This window comes from Microbispora sp. KK1-11, assembly GCF_006874435.1.
In the GTDB taxonomy this organism is placed as follows: domain Bacteria; phylum Actinomycetota; class Actinomycetes; order Streptosporangiales; family Streptosporangiaceae; genus Microbispora; species Microbispora catharanthi.
The window spans coordinates 173,330-188,977 of record NZ_VIRJ01000004.1 but is presented as its reverse complement, the minus strand read 5'-3'; the positions used below and the strand labels follow the sequence as shown (position 1 = coordinate 188,977).

17 protein-coding genes are annotated in these 15,648 nt (G+C 74.0%); 6 read left to right on the top strand and 11 right to left on the bottom strand.

Going from position 1 to position 15,648, the window contains the following annotated elements:
- Positions 1-18 precede the first annotated feature (18 nt).
- From FLW16_RS08525 to FLW16_RS08515, 3 genes are read right to left on the bottom strand one after another with little or no spacing between them, the layout of a single operon-like run.
- Positions 19-630, bottom strand: coding sequence for a methyltransferase domain-containing protein (locus FLW16_RS08525; protein WP_221890959.1), 612 nt, complete (start codon positions 628-630; stop codon positions 19-21).
- The gene (locus tag FLW16_RS08520; protein WP_312847124.1) at positions 627-1,280 is read right to left on the bottom strand and encodes a TIGR04282 family arsenosugar biosynthesis glycosyltransferase; all 654 of its coding nucleotides are present in this window, start codon (positions 1,278-1,280) and stop codon (positions 627-629) included. Before FLW16_RS08520 ends, FLW16_RS08525 begins: the two co-directional genes overlap by 4 nt.
- A complete protein-coding gene (locus FLW16_RS08515) occupies positions 1,277-1,921 on the bottom strand; it encodes a glycosyltransferase family 2 protein (RefSeq protein WP_142559392.1) in 645 nt (214 codons plus the stop codon). The genes FLW16_RS08520 and FLW16_RS08515 overlap by 4 nt, the downstream gene beginning before the upstream one ends.
- Positions 1,922-2,025: 104 nt before the next feature.
- Between FLW16_RS08515 and FLW16_RS08510 the strand changes: the two genes are divergently transcribed.
- Positions 2,026-3,288, top strand: a complete 1,263-nt coding sequence (locus FLW16_RS08510) for a hypothetical protein (RefSeq protein ID WP_142559390.1) — start codon at positions 2,026-2,028, stop codon at positions 3,286-3,288.
- A 12-nt stretch (positions 3,289-3,300) separates the two neighbouring features.
- Here FLW16_RS08510 and FLW16_RS08505 read toward each other — a convergent pair whose 3' ends face one another.
- Positions 3,301-4,314, bottom strand: coding sequence for an NAD(P)-dependent oxidoreductase (locus FLW16_RS08505; RefSeq protein WP_142559388.1), 1,014 nt, complete (start codon positions 4,312-4,314; stop codon positions 3,301-3,303).
- Between the two features lie 148 nt (positions 4,315-4,462).
- On the opposite strand from FLW16_RS08505, the gene FLW16_RS08500 reads away from it, so the two are divergent.
- Both FLW16_RS08500 and FLW16_RS08495 read left to right on the top strand, forming a co-directional pair.
- The gene (locus tag FLW16_RS08500) at positions 4,463-5,611 is read left to right on the top strand and encodes a cellulose binding domain-containing protein (protein ID WP_185949323.1); all 1,149 of its coding nucleotides are present in this window, start codon (positions 4,463-4,465) and stop codon (positions 5,609-5,611) included.
- Between the two features lie 58 nt (positions 5,612-5,669).
- Positions 5,670-6,953: a cytochrome P450 gene (locus FLW16_RS08495; RefSeq protein WP_142559384.1), complete on the top strand. Its 1,284-nt coding sequence runs from the start codon at positions 5,670-5,672 to the stop codon at positions 6,951-6,953.
- On the opposite strand, the gene FLW16_RS08490 is transcribed toward FLW16_RS08495, so the two are convergent.
- Entirely contained in the window at positions 6,941-8,095 is a 1,155-nt protein-coding gene (locus FLW16_RS08490) for an RtcB family protein (RefSeq protein ID WP_142559382.1), read from the bottom strand. The two genes, FLW16_RS08495 and FLW16_RS08490, sit on opposite strands and share 13 nt — an antisense overlap.
- Positions 8,096-8,212: 117 nt before the next feature.
- On the opposite strand from FLW16_RS08490, the gene FLW16_RS08485 reads away from it, so the two are divergent.
- Together FLW16_RS08485 and FLW16_RS45040 are read left to right on the top strand one after the other, a co-directional pair.
- On the top strand, positions 8,213-9,241 hold the full coding sequence (locus FLW16_RS08485; RefSeq protein ID WP_221890958.1) for a phosphotransferase: 1,029 nt from the start codon (positions 8,213-8,215) through the stop codon (positions 9,239-9,241).
- Between the two features lie 61 nt (positions 9,242-9,302).
- Complete coding sequence (locus FLW16_RS45040; protein WP_260615031.1) at positions 9,303-9,431, top strand: hypothetical protein; 129 nt, start codon at positions 9,303-9,305, stop codon at positions 9,429-9,431.
- Between the two features lie 24 nt (positions 9,432-9,455).
- Here the strand turns inward: FLW16_RS45040 and FLW16_RS08480 are convergent, their stop codons facing one another.
- From FLW16_RS08480 to FLW16_RS08460, 5 genes are read right to left on the bottom strand one after another with little or no spacing between them, the layout of a single operon-like run.
- Entirely contained in the window at positions 9,456-10,151 is a 696-nt protein-coding gene (locus FLW16_RS08480) for a nitroreductase family protein (protein WP_142559380.1), read from the bottom strand.
- On the bottom strand, positions 10,138-11,451 hold the full coding sequence (locus FLW16_RS08475; protein ID WP_142559378.1) for an MFS transporter: 1,314 nt from the start codon (positions 11,449-11,451) through the stop codon (positions 10,138-10,140). Before FLW16_RS08475 ends, FLW16_RS08480 begins: the two co-directional genes overlap by 14 nt.
- Positions 11,452-11,473: 22 nt before the next feature.
- Complete coding sequence (locus FLW16_RS08470; RefSeq protein ID WP_142559376.1) at positions 11,474-12,289, bottom strand: alpha/beta fold hydrolase; 816 nt, start codon at positions 12,287-12,289, stop codon at positions 11,474-11,476.
- 10 nt (positions 12,290-12,299) lie between these two features.
- A complete protein-coding gene (locus tag FLW16_RS08465; protein ID WP_142559374.1) occupies positions 12,300-13,064 on the bottom strand; it encodes an SDR family NAD(P)-dependent oxidoreductase in 765 nt (254 codons plus the stop codon).
- The gene (locus tag FLW16_RS08460; protein WP_142559372.1) at positions 13,055-13,906 is read right to left on the bottom strand and encodes a sugar phosphate isomerase/epimerase; all 852 of its coding nucleotides are present in this window, start codon (positions 13,904-13,906) and stop codon (positions 13,055-13,057) included. Before FLW16_RS08460 ends, FLW16_RS08465 begins: the two co-directional genes overlap by 10 nt.
- Positions 13,907-14,075: 169 nt before the next feature.
- Here FLW16_RS08460 and FLW16_RS08455 point away from each other — a divergent pair, with 169 nt between their 5' ends.
- Positions 14,076-14,948 (top strand): LysR family transcriptional regulator, encoded by an 873-nt coding sequence (locus tag FLW16_RS08455; protein ID WP_142559369.1) that lies wholly within the window; start codon positions 14,076-14,078, stop codon positions 14,946-14,948.
- 41 nt (positions 14,949-14,989) lie between these two features.
- Here FLW16_RS08455 and FLW16_RS08450 read toward each other — a convergent pair whose 3' ends face one another.
- The gene (locus FLW16_RS08450) at positions 14,990-15,637 is read right to left on the bottom strand and encodes a nitroreductase family protein (RefSeq protein ID WP_142559367.1); all 648 of its coding nucleotides are present in this window, start codon (positions 15,635-15,637) and stop codon (positions 14,990-14,992) included.
- Positions 15,638-15,648 lie beyond the last annotated feature (11 nt).

The following is a 15,648-nucleotide window of genomic DNA, read 5'->3' as shown; positions in this document are numbered from 1 at the left end:
ACGGTCGCCGTACGCGGTTCAGCTCAGGACGGAGAACCAGCGGCCGGCCTCGGTCCACACCTCCTCCGGGCGGAAGCCGGTGCGCCCGGCGAGCGGCCCGATGTCGGACACGCTGACCCGTGCCCAGGCGAACCACCCGGTGACCCTGCCCTCCCGGCGCAGCCGGACCCGTTCCACGCGGGTCGCGGCGCCGGGCGGATCGAGCTCGGCGACGACCTCGCCACCGGGCCGGAGCAGCTCGCGGACCCGCCGCAGCAGGGCGTCGGGGTCGCCGCCGATGCCGATGTTGCCGTCGGCCAGCAGCACGGTGCCCCAGCGGCCGGCACCGGGCACGTGGCCGAACACGTCGCGGCACAGGGCCCGCCCGCCGGCCAGCCGGGTGAGCCGGACGGCCCGGGGGGTGACGTCGATGCCGAGCGCCCGCACCCCGCGCCTCGTCAGCGCCACCGTCAGCCGCCCCGGTCCCGAGCCCACGTCGAGCGTGGGGTCGGCGCAGCGGGCGAGCATGGCCTCGTCCCCCTCGGCGCCGTCGAGCCAGCGCCCCGACTCCAGCGGCCACGTGCCGCCGTCGGCCGACTCGACCTCGACCCGTGCGCCGTCAAGCGACTCGGCGTAGAGGGGGCCGATCACGAGGGGACGTCCGCGCCGAGGGCCGCCAGCGCCGCCGCGAACCGCGAGGAGGGGACCCGCGCGGCCACCGCGCGCGCGTCGGCGGCGGTGTCCACGTCGGTCAGCTCGGGCAGCAGGGCGGCCCGCACGCCCGCGGCGCGGATCCGCTCCATGAGCAGCGCCCCGGTGTCGGGCCGGGACATCGGCAGCCCGGCCAGCAGGCCGGGGTCGGGCCTGCGCTGCCCGAGCAGCCAGAACCCGCCGTCGGCGGCCGGGCCGACGACGACCTCGTGCCCGCCCAGCGACCGCCCGGCCTCGGCCAGCAGCGCGGGGGTGACCTGCGGGGTGTCCATGCCGATGAGCACGACCGGGACGGGTAGGGCCGCCCACGCGTCGGCGAAGGCGGCGGCCAGCCGTGCGGCCAGATCGTCGCCCCGCTGCGCGACCACGTCGTATCCCGCGGGCAGCCAGGGCCCCGGCTCGCCGAGCAGGGCCAGCACCCGGCGCGCGGCCGGGGCGGCGGCGACGGCCGACAGCGTGTCGCGCAGCGCCGCCTCCGCGAGCGCGGCGGCCTCCCGCGCGGTGTAGGGCGGCGTGAGCCGGGTCTTGACCGCTCCGGGCACGGGCGCCTTGGCGATGACGACGATCTGTGTCATGGCCTTGGTCTTCACGCCGCCCGCCACATGTCGCGGACCGTCCGGACGGTGCCGCGTACGGTGCCCGTCACCTTCGAGCGGCCCACCCGCGGCAGGTAGTCGACCTCGACCTCGCGGATGCGCCAGCCCGCCTCGCTCGCCCGCAGCACCATCTCCAGGGGGTAGCCGAACCGCCGGTCCCGCAGGCCCAGGGCCAGCAGCGCCGTACGGCGGGCCGCGCGCATCGGGCCGAGGTCGTGCAGCGGGGCCCCGGTGCGGCGGCGCAGCCGCCAGGCGAGCACCCGGTTGCCCAGCCGGGCGTGCGCGGGCCACGCCGATCCGGTGACGGGCCTGCGGCGGCCCAGCACCAGGTCGGCCGCGCCGCTCACCACCCCCTCCGCTACGTACGGCACCTGCCGCGGGTCGAGGGAGGCGTCGGCGTCCATGAAGCACACGACGGGGGCGGTCGCGGCCGCCAGGCCGGCGTGGCAGGCGGCGCCGAAGCCCGGCCTGGGCTCGGTCACCACGAGCGCGCCGTGCCGGGCGGCGACCTCGGCCGACCCGTCGGTGGACCCGTTGTCCACCACGATGGCGCGGCAGCCGTCCGGCATCCGGCCGAGCACCCAGGGCAGCGCCGCCGCCTCGTCGAGGCAGGGAAGCACCACATCGATCTGCATGCCGCAGAAGCTAGGGCCGCCGGGGCCGCCCAGTTCTTACGAAGTGACTACGGAGCCGTCCCAGGGGCGGGGAGGGCGGCCCCGGCGCGCCTACCGTGTCGGTCGTGACGGCACGGTCGATGGCGGGGCGGCGGGCACTGGCGGCCTGGGCGGCGCTGGTGGCGGGCGCGTTCGCGGTGGGCGGTCTGCTGCACGCCCGCGGGCTGCTGCGCATCGACCACCTCCCGCCGCTGCACGCGCTGGCGCGCCTGCCCACGCTCGCGCTGCTTCCCGCCGCGGCCTTCGCCGCGGTCGCGGTCCCCGCGCTGCCCCGGCTGGCCGCGCACCTGCCGATGCGCGCGGCGCTGGCGGCGGCCTTCGGCGCGTCGCTCGCGTGGACCGTCCTGCTGGCCGTGTCGGGGGAGGGACTGGCGTGGCCGTTCACCCATCCGCAGGAATATCTGGCCGGGCTCGGGGCCGTGGGCGACGACCCCCTCGGCTGGCTCGCCGGGTTCACCCGCGACCTGCCGGCCTATCCCACGCACGTGCGCGGCCATCCGCCGCTGCCGGTGCTGGTGCTGTGGGCGCTGGCGGCCGCCGGGCTGCCGGGACCGTTCTGGGCCGCCGTCCTCGTGGTCGTGACGGGATGCTCGGCCACGGTCGCGATCGGGCTGGCCGTGTGGCGCGTCGCGGGGGAGGAGGCGGCCAGGCGGGCGCTGCCGTACCTCGCCCTGTGCCCGGCGGCGGTGTGGATCGCGACGACCATGGACGCGTTCTTCGCGGGCGTGGGGGCGTGGGGGACGGCGCTGCTGGTACTCGGCGCGCGGAGCCGGGCGGGCCGGGTGGTGCTCGGCCTCGGCGCGGGGCTGGCCCTGGGCGCGCTGCCCTACCTCAGCTACGGCCTGGTGCCCTACCTGCTCGTCCCCCTCGCGGCGGCGATCACGACGGGGGTGCCGCGCACGACCGTGGCCGCCTGCCTGGCCGGGATGGCGGGGGTGAGCGCCCTGTTCGCCGCCGGGGGGTTCTGGTGGCCCGCCGGAGTGCTCGCCACCCACGCCGAGTGGGCGGCCGACCCCGGCGCGGCCCGGCCGTACCTGTACTTCCTGGTCGCCGACCTGGCCGTGCTCGCGCTGGTGACCGGCCCCGCCGCCGCCGTGGGGCTGGTGGCGCCCGGGCGGGCCGGGGAGCGGATCCTGCCCGTGGCGGCGCTGGCCGCGGTGCTCGCCCTCGACGTCAGCGGTATCACCCGGGGCGAGGTGGAGCGGATCTGGCTGCCGTACGCCCTGTGGGTCGTGGCAGCGGCCGGGCGTACGGCAGACCGCCGGCTGCTCGCCGCGCAGGCGGTGGCCGGCCTGCTGCTGCAGGGGTTCGTCCGGTCGCCCTGGTAGGCGAGCCGTTCGTCAGCCGGCCAGCGGCGCGTGGGCGAACGCGCGCATGCCGTCGGCGAAGCGCACCCGGGCCCGGAAGCCGAGGTCGGCGGCGGCGCGGTCCGGGGAGGCCACGATGTGCCGCACGTCGCCGAGCCGGTAGCGGCCGGTCACCTCGGGGGCCGGTCCGCCCCGGGCGGCGCTGAGCGCGTCCGCCAGGTCGCCGATCGTGCGGGGCTCGCCGCTGGCCACGTTGTACGCGCGAAGCCGCCCGGGCGGGGCGGACTCCAGCGCGTCCAGCGCGGCGAGGTTGGCCGCCGCGACGTCCCCGACGTGGACGAAGTCCCTGCGCTGGCCGCCGTCCTCGAACACCAGCGGCGCCCGCCCGGCCTCCAGCGCGGACCGGAAGATCGCGGCCACCCCCGAGTAGGGGGTGTCGCGCGGCATGCCGGGGCCGTACACGTTGTGGTAGCGCAGGGCGACCGCCGCCCCGCCGGTCTCGCGGGCCCAGCTCGCCGTCAGGTGCTCCTGGGCGAGCTTGCTCGTGGCGTACGCGTTGCGCGGATCGGCCGGGACGTCCTCGTCCACGGTCCCCGGCGTCAGCGCCCGCCCGCAGCGCGGGCACGCCGGCTCGAACCGCCCCGCGGCCAGGTCCTGCTCGTCCCGGGGGCCGGGGCGCAGGCGGCCGTGCTCCGCGCAGTCGTAGACGCCCTCGCCGTAGATCACCATCGACGACGCCAGGACCAGCCGGGCGATCCCGCGCCGCGCCATGGCGGCGAGCAGCACCGCGGTCCCGAGCGCGTTGACCGACACGTACTCCGGGAGGTCCCGCACGTCGACGCCGAGGCCGACCTTGGCCGCCTGGTGCACGACGGCGCCGGCGCCGTCGATCGCGCGGCCGACGGCGTCCTCGTCCCGCACGTCACCCGCCGTGACGTCCTCGCCGCCGCGCAGGTCGAAGCCCCGCACCTCGTGCCCGGCGTCGCGCAGCAGCCCGGCGACGCGGCTCCCGATGAAACCGGCCGCGCCGGTGACCACGATCTTCATTTGGTGACGGTAACAACGGCCCACCGCGCTGAAAGTTTCAAGTTCCTTACGGAATGACGGGCACGGATGCGCGCGCAGTTGACGGGCCCGCCCCGGCGAACCGATGATCCGGGCGATGTCGTCGGCGGATCGTCCCGGAGGGTGGCTCGTGTCCAGACTGTCGTGGCCGGCCGCGTGGACCGCGGCGGGCGCCATCGCCGCCGCGCTGCTGGCGGCCAACATCGCCGCGCCGCCCGTCCTCGCGACGAGTGTGACGACGGCGTACGCCGCTTCCGCGTCCGCGGGCGAACCGTCGCCGCAGCCGTCCGGGACGGGTTCCGCCGGTACGCCCACGACGCCGGGTGAGGTGCGGCCCTGCCCGCCGCCCCTGCCCACGGGCGGCACGCCTCAGGGCGTGGTCGGCCTGTGCTGGACGCCGTCCACCGACGACGTCGGCGTCACCGGCTACGAGGTCTACCGCCTCACGCCCGACGGCTTCGTGAAGGCGACCTCGACCACGTCCACGATCACCGTGATCACCGGCCTGACCATCGGCCGCACCTACACCTTCTTCATCGTGGCCAAGGACGCCGACGGCAACACCAGCCCGCCCACCGCGCCGTTCAGCACCACGGCGGTCACCGGCATGTCCGTCTCGCCGAGCCCCGGCACGGGCGACACGACCCCGCCGACCAAACCGACCGGGATGCAGGCGAACTGCCTGCCCGACTTCCGCGGCACGTCGTTCTGCTGGACGCCGTCCACCGACGACGTCGGCGTCACCGGCTACGACGTCTACCGGCGCACCGACACGGGCTGGACGCGGGCGGGCGCGGCCTCCGGCACCGCCAGGTACTTCACCGAGGGCAACCTCGTCACCGGTCAGTCGTACGTCTACTTCGTGGTGGCCAAGGACGCAGCGGGCAACCTCAGCCTGCCGTCCGACCTGGTGACGACGGTGGCGTCGGGCGGCTTCCCGCCGTACACGCCGCCTCCGGTGAGCTGCAAGATCGAGTACACGGCGTGGTCGTGGAGCGGCGGCTTCTCGGCCACCGTGAAGATCATCAACCTCGGTCAGACGCCGATGAACAACTGGACGCTGCGCTTCGTCCTCCCCGACGCGGGACAGAAGGTCTCCAGTGGCTGGTCGGCCACCTGGTCGCAGTCCGGCAAGGACGTCACCGCCGCGGCCATGCCGTGGAACTCGGTGATCCAGGGCGGCGCGTCGGTGCAGATCGGCTTCAACGGCACCCTCACGGGCGCCAACCCCGATCCCACCGGCTTCACGCTGAACGGCGGCGTCTGCATCCGGGGCTGACGCCGTACCGGCCCGATCGGGCCGTTTCCCCGGGGCGAATCGGGGCAGGCAGGACGATATGCCGCTGCTCGACACCACGCTGCTCCTGCTGCTCGAGGGCTACGCCTGGCTGCCGGCCCGCTGGCGGGAGACCCAGGGAGAGATGGTCCACACCCGGCTGATGGGCCAGCGCGCCGTCGTGCTGCGCGGGCCTGACGCCGTCCGCTTCTTCTACGACGACAACCACGTCCAGCGGGCTCCCGCGCTGCCCGAGCCGATCAAGAGCACGCTGTTCGGCCACGGCGCGGTGCACACGCTCGACCAGGCCGCGCACCGGGCGCGCAAGGGCATGTTCATGTCGCTCATGACGCCCGAAAGCGTCGCCGCTCTGGTGGGCGAGACCGCCGCGGCGTGGGACGTGGCGGTGGCGACGTGGCCGGACAGGGGACACGTCGTGCTCTTCGACGAGGCCGCCCGCGTCATCACCCGGGGGGCGTGCCGGTGGGCGGGCATCCCGCTCACCGAGGAGGAGACCGGGCCCCTCGCCGCCGACCTCGTCGCGATGGTCGACGGCTTCGGGTCACCGGGGCCGCGGCACTGGCGGGCCCGCGCCGCCCGCGAGCGCCGCGAGGCGTGGCTGGCGGGACTGGTCGAGGACGTGCGGCGCGGGGACCTGCGGGTGCCGGACACCTCGGCGCTCGCCGTGGCCGCCCGCCACCGGGAGCCCGACGGGGAGCCGCTCGCGCCCCGGATCGCGGCGGTCGAGCTGCTCAACCTGGTGCGTCCCACCGTCGCCGTGAGCTGGTTCGTCACGTTCGCCGCGCACGCGCTGCACTACTGGCCGGTCACCCGCGTCCGCCTGACCGAGGACGCCGACGGCACGTACGCCGAGGCGTTCGCGCATGAGGTGCGGCGCTTCTACCCCTTCGCGCCGTTCGTGGCGGGAAAGGCCGTCAAGGACCTCACCTGGAAGGGCGAGCAGATCCTGGCCGACTGGCTCGTGCTGCTCGACGTCTGGGGCCAGAACCACGACCCGGCGCTCTGGCCGAACCCCTGCGCCTTCGACCCGCGCCGCTTCATCGGACGCGAGATCGGCCCGTACGACCTGATCCCGCAGGGCGGGGGCGACCCGGCGGCCGGCCACCGGTGCCCGGGCGAGCCGGTCGCCGTGGGCCTGCTGGAGGCCCTCGCGCCGCGGCTGGCCCGGCTGGACTACACCGTGCCGGAGCAGGACCTCACCATCTCGCCGTACCGGATCCCGGCCCGGGTGGCGAGCGGTTTCGTCCTGCGCCCGGCCGGCGCGGCCGTGACCCCCGAGCCCGTGGGGGCCGAACGGCGGCGCCCCTCCGTTCATCCCTTGTAGTTGAAGACCTGGCGCAGCGTGTGCCGGACCTCCACGAGGTCCTTCTGGTCCGCCATCACCTGGTCGATCGGCTTGTACGCCTCGGGGTGCTCGTCGACCAGGGCGGCGGCGCGGTCGGAGTTCCAGGTCCGGCCGCGCATCGCCTCCCTGAGCGAGGCCGGCGACAGCTCGCGCTTGGCCCGGCTCCTGGACATCCTGCGCCCCGCGCCGTGCGAGCAGGAGTTGTACGACAGCGGGTTGCCCCGCCCGCGCACGATGTAGGACCGGGTGCCCATCGAGCCCGGGATCACGCCCTCGTCCCCGGTGTCCGCCTTGATCGCGCCCTTACGGGTGATCCACAGCTCCTTGCCCTGATGGGTCTCCATCTGGGTGAAGTTGTGATGGCAGTTGATCGTCCGGACCCGGGCCCCGGCGCCGACGACGCGGAACAGCGCGTCGCTCAGCACCCTGTCCATCCGCGCCCGCGACGCCATGGCGTAGCGCTGCGCCCACAGCATGTCCTCGATGTACGCGGTGAACTCCGGGGTGCCCTGGGTGAAGTAGGCCAGGTCGTAGTCCTCCATCCCGATCCCCAGGCTCCGCATGAGCCGCTTAGCGCCGTTGATGTGCGCGGTGGCGAGCTGGTTGCCGATCCCGCGCGAGCCCGAGTGCAGCACGGTCCAGACCCGGTCGCGCTCGTCGAGGCAGACCTCCACGAAGTGGTTGCCCGAGCCGAGGGTCCCGAACTGGCAGGCCACGGTGTTCTCCTGCTTGGGCGTCAGGCCGGTGTGCGGCCGGCCCAGCTCGCCGAGCGCGCGGTCCACCGCGCGGTCGTCGTGCCCCTTGCCCACGCCCGCAGGGATGCGCCGCTCCACCAGCCGCATCAGCGGGTCGAGCGAGTCGGGCAGGTCGGCGGCCGTGAGCGTGGTCTCGGTCGCGACCATGCCGCAGCCGATGTCCACGCCGACGGCGGACGGGATGATCGCGCCCTCCGTGGGGATGACGGAGCCGACCGTCGCGCCGATGCCCACGTGCGCGTCCGGCATGAGCGCGACGTGACCGGGCACGAACGGCAGGCGCGCCGCCCGGGCGGCCTGGTCGATCGTTCCGTCGTCGATCTCGCTCGCCCAGGACAGCAACTTCGGGGCGATGTGCTTCGGCATGGTGGAAACTCCTCCTCGGTCGAGATCCACTGTGCCGGGCGCGGGCGGGAATCCCAACCGAATATCGCGGCGGAAAGTCGTTTGCCGCCCTACCCGCCCGCCGCCCATCATGCCGAAATGAGCGACGATTCCCCGGACCCCGGCGGCAGGACCGAGCAGGAGCGGCATCGCCGCCCCGGTGACGACGGCCCGCCCCCGCCCGCCGGCGGCGTACGGCTGCCGTGGACCGCGGTGCCCGCGCACCTGCGGCTGGCCGTCGAGCTGCGTCTGGGGGACCGCGTGACCGAGGCCGTCACCCAGCCCGGCGGATTCTCCCCTGGCGTGGCGGCCCGCCTGCGGCTCGCGGGGGGCGGAAGGGCCTTCGTCAAGGCGGTCGGGCCCGAGCCGAACCCGGTCAGCCCCGGCATCCACCGGTCGGAGGCCCGGGTGGCCGCCGCACTGCCGGCCTCGGCGCCCGCGCCCCGGCTGCTCGCGTCCTTCGACGAGGACGGCTGGGTGGTGCTGCTTTTCGAGGACGTCGAGGGCCGCACGCCGGCCCAGCCCTGGGTTCCGGCCGAGCTGGACCTGGTGCTCGGCGCGATCGCCGAGCTGGCCGAGTCGCTCACCCCCGCGCCCGTGGCCGTGCCGCCTGCCGCCGAGCGGTTCGCGGAGGAATACCGGGGATGGCGGCGCCTGGCGGCCGGCCCGGACGGCCTGGTAATGGACGGATCCGATGCCGCCTGGGCCCGGCGGCACCTGGACCGGCTGGCGGAGCTGGAGGCGGTCTGGGACCGGGCGGTGGAGGGCGACACGCTGGCCCACGCCGACCTCCGGGCCGACAACCTGCTGCTCACCGCGGACGGGCGCGTTCACGTGGTGGACTGGCCCTGGGCGTGCCTGGCGGCCCCGTGGTTCGACCTGCTCGCGATGCTCCCGAGCGTGGCCATGCAGGGTGGGCCGCCCCCGGCCGAGGTCTTCGGCGGCCACCCGGTCGCGGCGAAGGCGGACGGCGACGCCGTCACCGCGGTCCTGGCCGCCGTGACCGGCTACTTTGTGCAGCGGGGAAGCCTTCCCCCGCCGCCGGGCCTGCCCACGCTCCGCGCGTTCCAGCTCGCGCAGGGCCGGGCGGCGCTGGCCTGGCTGCGGCAGCGAACCGGCTGGAGGTGACGCCGGAGCCCGGCCCCCGCCCGCCCCGCCGGTTTCGCGTGTGCGCGAGAGGAGAGCGAGAATGAACCCCGCCTCGGCCGCCGTGGGCGGCGCGGCACAGGCGAGGGCGCACCTCTACTACGTGGCGCTGGAGGCCGTGAAGGTCCTGGCGCTGCTCGCCCTGGGCTGCGTCCTGCTGGGGCGGATCTGACCCGGATGCGGCGGCCGCGTCCGCCTACTGCGCGCTCTGCCAGTGGTTCCAGTGGACGACCTCCGTGACCGGGACGCGGCGGGCGGGTTTGAAATCGGTGCCGATCGTCCAGGCGACGGGGATGAGCGCGCATTGGACGGTCGTCTCGTACGGAAGGCCGAGCAGCGTGGCCGCCTCGCGTTCGTAGTTGAGGTGCGGCGTGGTCCACACGGTGCCGAGCCCGCGGCTGCGTGCGGCCAGCATGAAGCTCCACACGGCGGGCAGCACCGAGCCCCAGGTGCCGGCCTGTGTCGCCGGATCGTCGAGCTCCGCCCGCGATCCCACCCGGATGCAGGGCACCAGCAGGACGGGTACCTGATCCAGGATGTCGACCAGGTGGCGCAGGCTGTCGGCGATCGCGTGCCAGCCCGCCTCGGCGGTGAAGTCGTGGCGGCTGGGGCCCTGGTGGGACTGCGGCGCGGCGGGGCTGGTCAGGCCGCGTCGCCACAGGTCGGCCAGGGCGCGTCGCCGGTCGTGGTCGGTGACGAAGACGAAGTCCCATCGCTGCCGGTTGCGTCCGCTGGGGGCCTGCTGGGCCAGGCGGGTGCACTCGAGGAGCACCTCGCGCGGGACCGGTCTGGTCACATCCAGCCTGCGGCGTACCGCGCGGGTCGTGCCGAGCAGTTCGTCAGTGGTGAGGTTCAGCGGGCTGCGGTTGTGGGGGATTTCAGGCTGGGACATGGTCGCTCCTGGTGTGGCGGTCGCGTTCGGGGTGGACCAGAAGGGCGAACAGGGCTCCGGCGAGGGCGAGCAGGATGCCGCTGAGCAGGAAGGCGGTCGTGTAGCCCGCCTGTGGGGTGGCGGCTCGGTCCAGCAGCCATCCGGTGATGACGGGGCTTGCGATCCCGGCGGTGACGCTGAGCCCGGAGAAGACGCCGAGGATGCCGGCTCGTTGGTGGGGCGGCACGAGCTCGGCCACGGCCGGGTTGGCGAAGGTGTTGACGGTGACGGATATGCCGTAGCCGAGCATCAGGAGGGCGATGGCGGGGATCGGCGCGTGAATCAGCGGCAGGCCGGTCAGCAGGATGCCGGCGCCGGCCAGGCAGGTGCCGCCGAGCAGGCCGCGGGCCCGTCTGGAGGTGATGCCCGCGCGCAGGAGCCGGTCGGTTACCGCTCCGGAGGCGACCAGTGCCACGATGCCGAGCGCGCTGGGCAGGCCGAACAGCGACCCGGCCGCCTCCGGGGAGAATCCGAGGGCGTTCTCGAAGTAGGAGGGCAGCCAGGTGAAGATGATGGCGGCGAGCGCGTTCTGGGCGAAGTAGGCGATGAGGCAGCCGATGAACGTGCGGTTGAGCAGCGCGCGGCGCCAGGGGACGCCGGCGGCCTGACGGTGCTGCGGCCGGCCGCCCCTGCCGGGGGCGGCCCCGTACGGACCGAGCCGTCCGGTGGCCAGCCACAGCAGCGCCCAGCCGAGCGCGAGCGCTCCGACGGTGAGGAATCCGGCTCGCCAGCCGAATCCGATGATGACCAAGGTCAGGAGGGGCGCCATGGCGATCTTCGCGACGGCGGCGCCCGCGGTGTAGAGCGCCTGCGGCAGGCCGCGCCGCTCGTTGGGGAACCACGAGTACAGCACGGTCATGGACAGCGGGTTGGCCGGTCCTTCCGCGGCCCCGACCAGGATCCTGCTGGCGTACAGCATGCCGCCGGTGGCGGCGACGACGGCGGGCACCTGACCGGCTGCCCACAGTAGGCCGCAGGCCAGCAGGACCCACCGCGGGGAGATCCGCTGTGCGGTGAAGCTGACGGCGATGCAGGTCACGCCGAACAGCACGTAGGAGGCGCTGCCCAGGCTGCCGAAACCGGCGGCGGACATGCCGAGCTCAGCGCTCATCGGCTTGGCGACCAGGCCCAGCAGGGCCTTGTCAAGGAACACCACCACCGCGGAGAGGACCAGCACAGCGGTGACGCCCCAGGCGCGGGCTTTGACGGGTGAAGAGGACATCGGAGCGCCGGGCGGTGCCAGGCTTTCGTCGACTGCCACTGCTGCTTTCCTTTCCTGCGGGCTATCGGGGAAGGGCCGACAGCCAGCGCATGAGGGAGTCGTTGACGTCGCCGACCAGTTCCTGGTGGATGAAGTGGCCCGCCTCCGGACGCAGGACCACCTGGCTGTAGTCGTGGGACAGGCACATCCGTTCCATCTGTGCCCGTACCGCGTGGCGGTGGAAGGCCAGCACCGGCTGGCGGCGGCGGCGTAGGACCGGCTCGGCCTGGGGACGGAAGCGCAGGCTGCCGGGACCGAAGGCGCTGTGCCGGAAGGTCTGTGCCCTGAGCCAGGCCGGTCGCGACAGGACCTCCAGCAGATGCCAGGTACGCAGGTGCCCGGGGGTGGCCGGAGTGTGGAAGCGGTCGCTGAACAGGTCCTGGGCGACCTGGTCGGCGTCCGGGCCCTCCAGGTCGTCGGCCAGCCGGGCCATCCACTCCCGATCGCCGGGGTCACCGGCGTAGTCGGGGTCGATCATCACCAGAGCGCGGACGAGATCGGGGTGACGGGCGGCCAGTACGGTGGCCGCCGAGCAGCCCATCGAGTGGGCGAGCACGACGACCGGCGCCAGGCCGGCGTGGCGGATCAGGGCCGCCAGGTCCTCGGCGTGGTCGCCGACGTCGTAGCCCGTCGGCGGGCTGCCGGAACGTCCGTGGCCGCGCAGGTCGATCGCCACTGTGCGGTAGTGGGACCGCAAGGCGGGGATCTGGTAGATCCAGCCTTCGGCCGCGCCCCACATGCCGTGCACGAGGAGCAGATTGAGCGGCGGCCGGGCCGGGGTGGCGGGCGGGTAGTCGGCGTAGAACAGGCGCACGCCGGAGTGTTCGAAGTAGGGCACGGGAACTCCGTCAGGCTGAGGGGGCGAGCTGGGCGCCGCCGCACACGTGCAGCACCTCGCCGGTGATGAAGCCCGCCCGGTCGCCGGCGAGGAAGGCGACGGCGTCGGCCACGTCCTGGGGCCGGGCCAGCCGGCCCAGCGGTGTCATCGCCCGGTGGCGGGCGGCGAATTCCTCGAACTCCCTGCCCGTACGCCCCGCCTTGGTCAAGGGGGTCTCCACCACGCTGGGCGCCACGGCGTTGACGGTGACACCGATGGGGCCCAGTTCGACGGCGAGGGTCCGGGTCAGGCCGACGACGGCCGCCTTGGAGGTGACGTAGCCCGTCGGGCCGCCGCCGAGCCAGGTGCGGGAGCCGACGTTGACCACCCGTCCCCAGCCGTGACGCTGCCACCAGGGCCGGATCGCCTGGCACAGCAGCATCGGCCCGCGAACGTTCACCGCCATCGTCGCGTCCCAGCCGTCGGGGGTCTGCCCGGCCAGGGAGTGGCGGACGTTGACGGCGGCGTTGTTCACCAGGCAGTCCAGTCGTCCGCCCGCGTGCTCTGCGCGCGCGATTCCTTCGCGGACCGCCTCGGGGTCGCTCACGTCCACCCGGAAGGCGCGGACAGTTCGGCCGCTGGGTGCCGACAGGCGGCCCGCCGCATCGGCGACGGCCTCCTCGTCGACGTCGAAGAGCGTCACGTCGAATCCGTCGGCGGCCAGCTGAGCGGCGATGGCCGTGCCGAGGACGCCCGCTCCTCCGGTGACGATCGCCCCTTTCGCACTCACCGCCATCCTCCCTCCGCGGCCTCGAACGAGACGTGGCCGCGCAGATAGGCGGCGTTGAAGGCGAGGGCCTCGCGCGGTGGCCTGTCGGTGCTGAAGTCCTCCACCGACACCCATCCGCGGTAGCCGGCGTCGTGGAGCAGCCGCAGGATCGCGGGCACGTCGAGCACGCCGTCATCCATCGGCGTCCAGCGATGCCGCCATGGGCCTCCGCCCTCGGGACGTTCGAAGGCGGCGTTCTTGATGTGCACGTGCGCCAGATGTTCGCCGAGGATCTGCAGCGCCATCCGGGGATCTTCCGACCCCTCCACCACGGTGTTGCCGGGATCGTAGACGACCCCTACCAGGTGCGGGGGCAGGTGTCCCACGACCTGCTTGGCCAGCGCCGCACTGGGGCAGATCGTCCGCTGGTGCATCTCCAGCAGTGCCTGGACGCCGAAGCGGCCGGCCAGCGCCGCGACCTTGTCGAAGAACTCGATGCCCAGGCCGAGTGCCTGGTGGAATCCGCCGTCCGTCATGCGCGGAGCCCACAGCCGTACCCGCGGCGTTCCCGCCTCGGCCGCCAGCCTCATCAGCCGCTCGACTCCCCGCATGTCGCCGGCCGGGACGTAGCCGCTGAGGCCGATGACGGCCAGGCCCGCGCGGTCGCACAACTCTCGCGCCCGGCGGATGTCGCCTTCTTCCGGACGAAGGGTGCAGCGGTTGTTGGTCAGAAAGTGCGCCGGGCCCGGTGAGCCGGTCTCAGTGGAGACCCGCCATTCGATTCCGGCATACCCGGCCGCGACCGCCGCCTCGGTCGCCTGCCGCGGCGTCAGCTCCGGCAGGCAGGCCGAACACACGCCAAGCCTCATCGTGCTCCTCGAAGAACGCAGCATGGAGAGCTGCTCACCGTTCCGCGTCACCATCGGTGATGGCCGTCGACATCAGTACAGAGCCGGACATCCCTCGCAGTCCAAGTCCTTCTAGGCAGTCCTGGTATGTTCTGCAGGCATATCTGAGCGATCAGACGGGGGAGAGGCCGTGGAACTCCGGCACCTGCGCTATTTCGCCGCGGTGGCCGAGGAGGGCTCGTTCTATCAGGCCGCTCAGCGCTTGCTGGTCTCGCAGCCGTCACTGAGCCGGCAGATCATGGATCTGGAACGGCGACTCGGGCAGCGGCTGTTCGAGCGCACGTCACGGGGGGTGCGGCTGACGCCGAGCGGAGAGGCGCTGCTGCAGCACGCCCGGCAGATCCTCGGTCTTGCCGCAACCACTCAGGAGATCGTCTCGGAAGCGGCGCGGGCCCGCCAGGTGGTCTCCATCGGCGTGCCTCCTGCGACGCCTGGTTCCTGGCTGTCGTCCGTCGTCGAGGCGGTGGACCGGACGCTGCCCCACGCCGAGCTGAACTACGTGGAGGCCACCAGCTTCGACCAGCTCCGCCTGCTGCACGAGGGCAGGCTTGACCTGTGCCTGGTCCACCGGCAGCCACCTGGTCACCACGGCTCGTGGCTGTTGCGGCAGGAAATCCTCGGGCTGGCGGTGCGGCCCGGCCATCCGCTCGCCGACGAGCCGCGCTACCGGATCGGTGATCTCCACGCGCTGCGGGTGCTCGTGCACGCCCGTGAACGGGAACCCTCCCGTGAAAGCGTCACGGCGGCCGTGCTGGCCGCCGGAGTCCGGCCGTACTGGCGATTCGCCCAGTTCACCGAGCACGTTCTGGCCTGCGCGCAGGCGACGCGGTCCGATGCCGCGCTGGTCGCCTCGCACGTCGCCGCGCTGCGGCTGCCCGCTTGGCGCTGGCGGCCCGTAGAGGGGCTGCCCGAGGCCGTGATGACCACGTGGCTGGTGTGCCAGCGTCCCACGCGGGCGGTGGTGGACGAGGTGGCCGACGTGGTGCGAGCCGTGCCGGCCTGACCAGGCCGCCCCGGGAGCGCGGGCGGCCTGGCCTGACGCGTTCACCATCGGTCCCAGTGCAGGACCTCCTCCCGCGGGATGCGGGGGGCGGGCTTGAAGTCGGTGCCGACGGTGAAGGCCAGCGGGATGAACGCAGCCAGCATGACCTCCTCGTACGGCACGCCGAGCACCTCGGCGAGCTCGTGTTCGAGCGGCGCCTGCGCGGTGGTCCAGACCGTGCCCAGGCCGCGCGCCCGGGCGGCCAGCATGAAGCTCCACACGGCGGGCAGGATCGAGCCCCACGCCCCCGCCTGCACGGCCACCGGGGCGTGATCGGTGCGTCCCTCGACGCCGGGGATGACGAACGCCGGCACCCGATGGATGTTGGCCGCCAGATGGCGCAGACCGTCGAAGACGCGATCGGTGGAGCCGCGGTGATAGTTCATGCGCCACAGGTCGCGCTCGGTCAGCGGCTGCCCGGTCGCCAGCGGCAGGGCGCGCAGGAAGACGTCGGCCACGGCCCGCCGCCGCTCCGGCTCGGTGACCACCAGGAAGTGCCAGCGCTGCCGGTTGCGCCCGGTGGGGGCCTGCACGGCCAGGTCCACGCATTCTTCGATGAGCTTGCGGGGCACCGGCCGGTTGAAGTCCAGGCGCTTGCGGACGGCACGGGTGGTGCTCAACAGCTCGTCGGGGGTGAGATCCAGCGTCATGATGTGTCTCC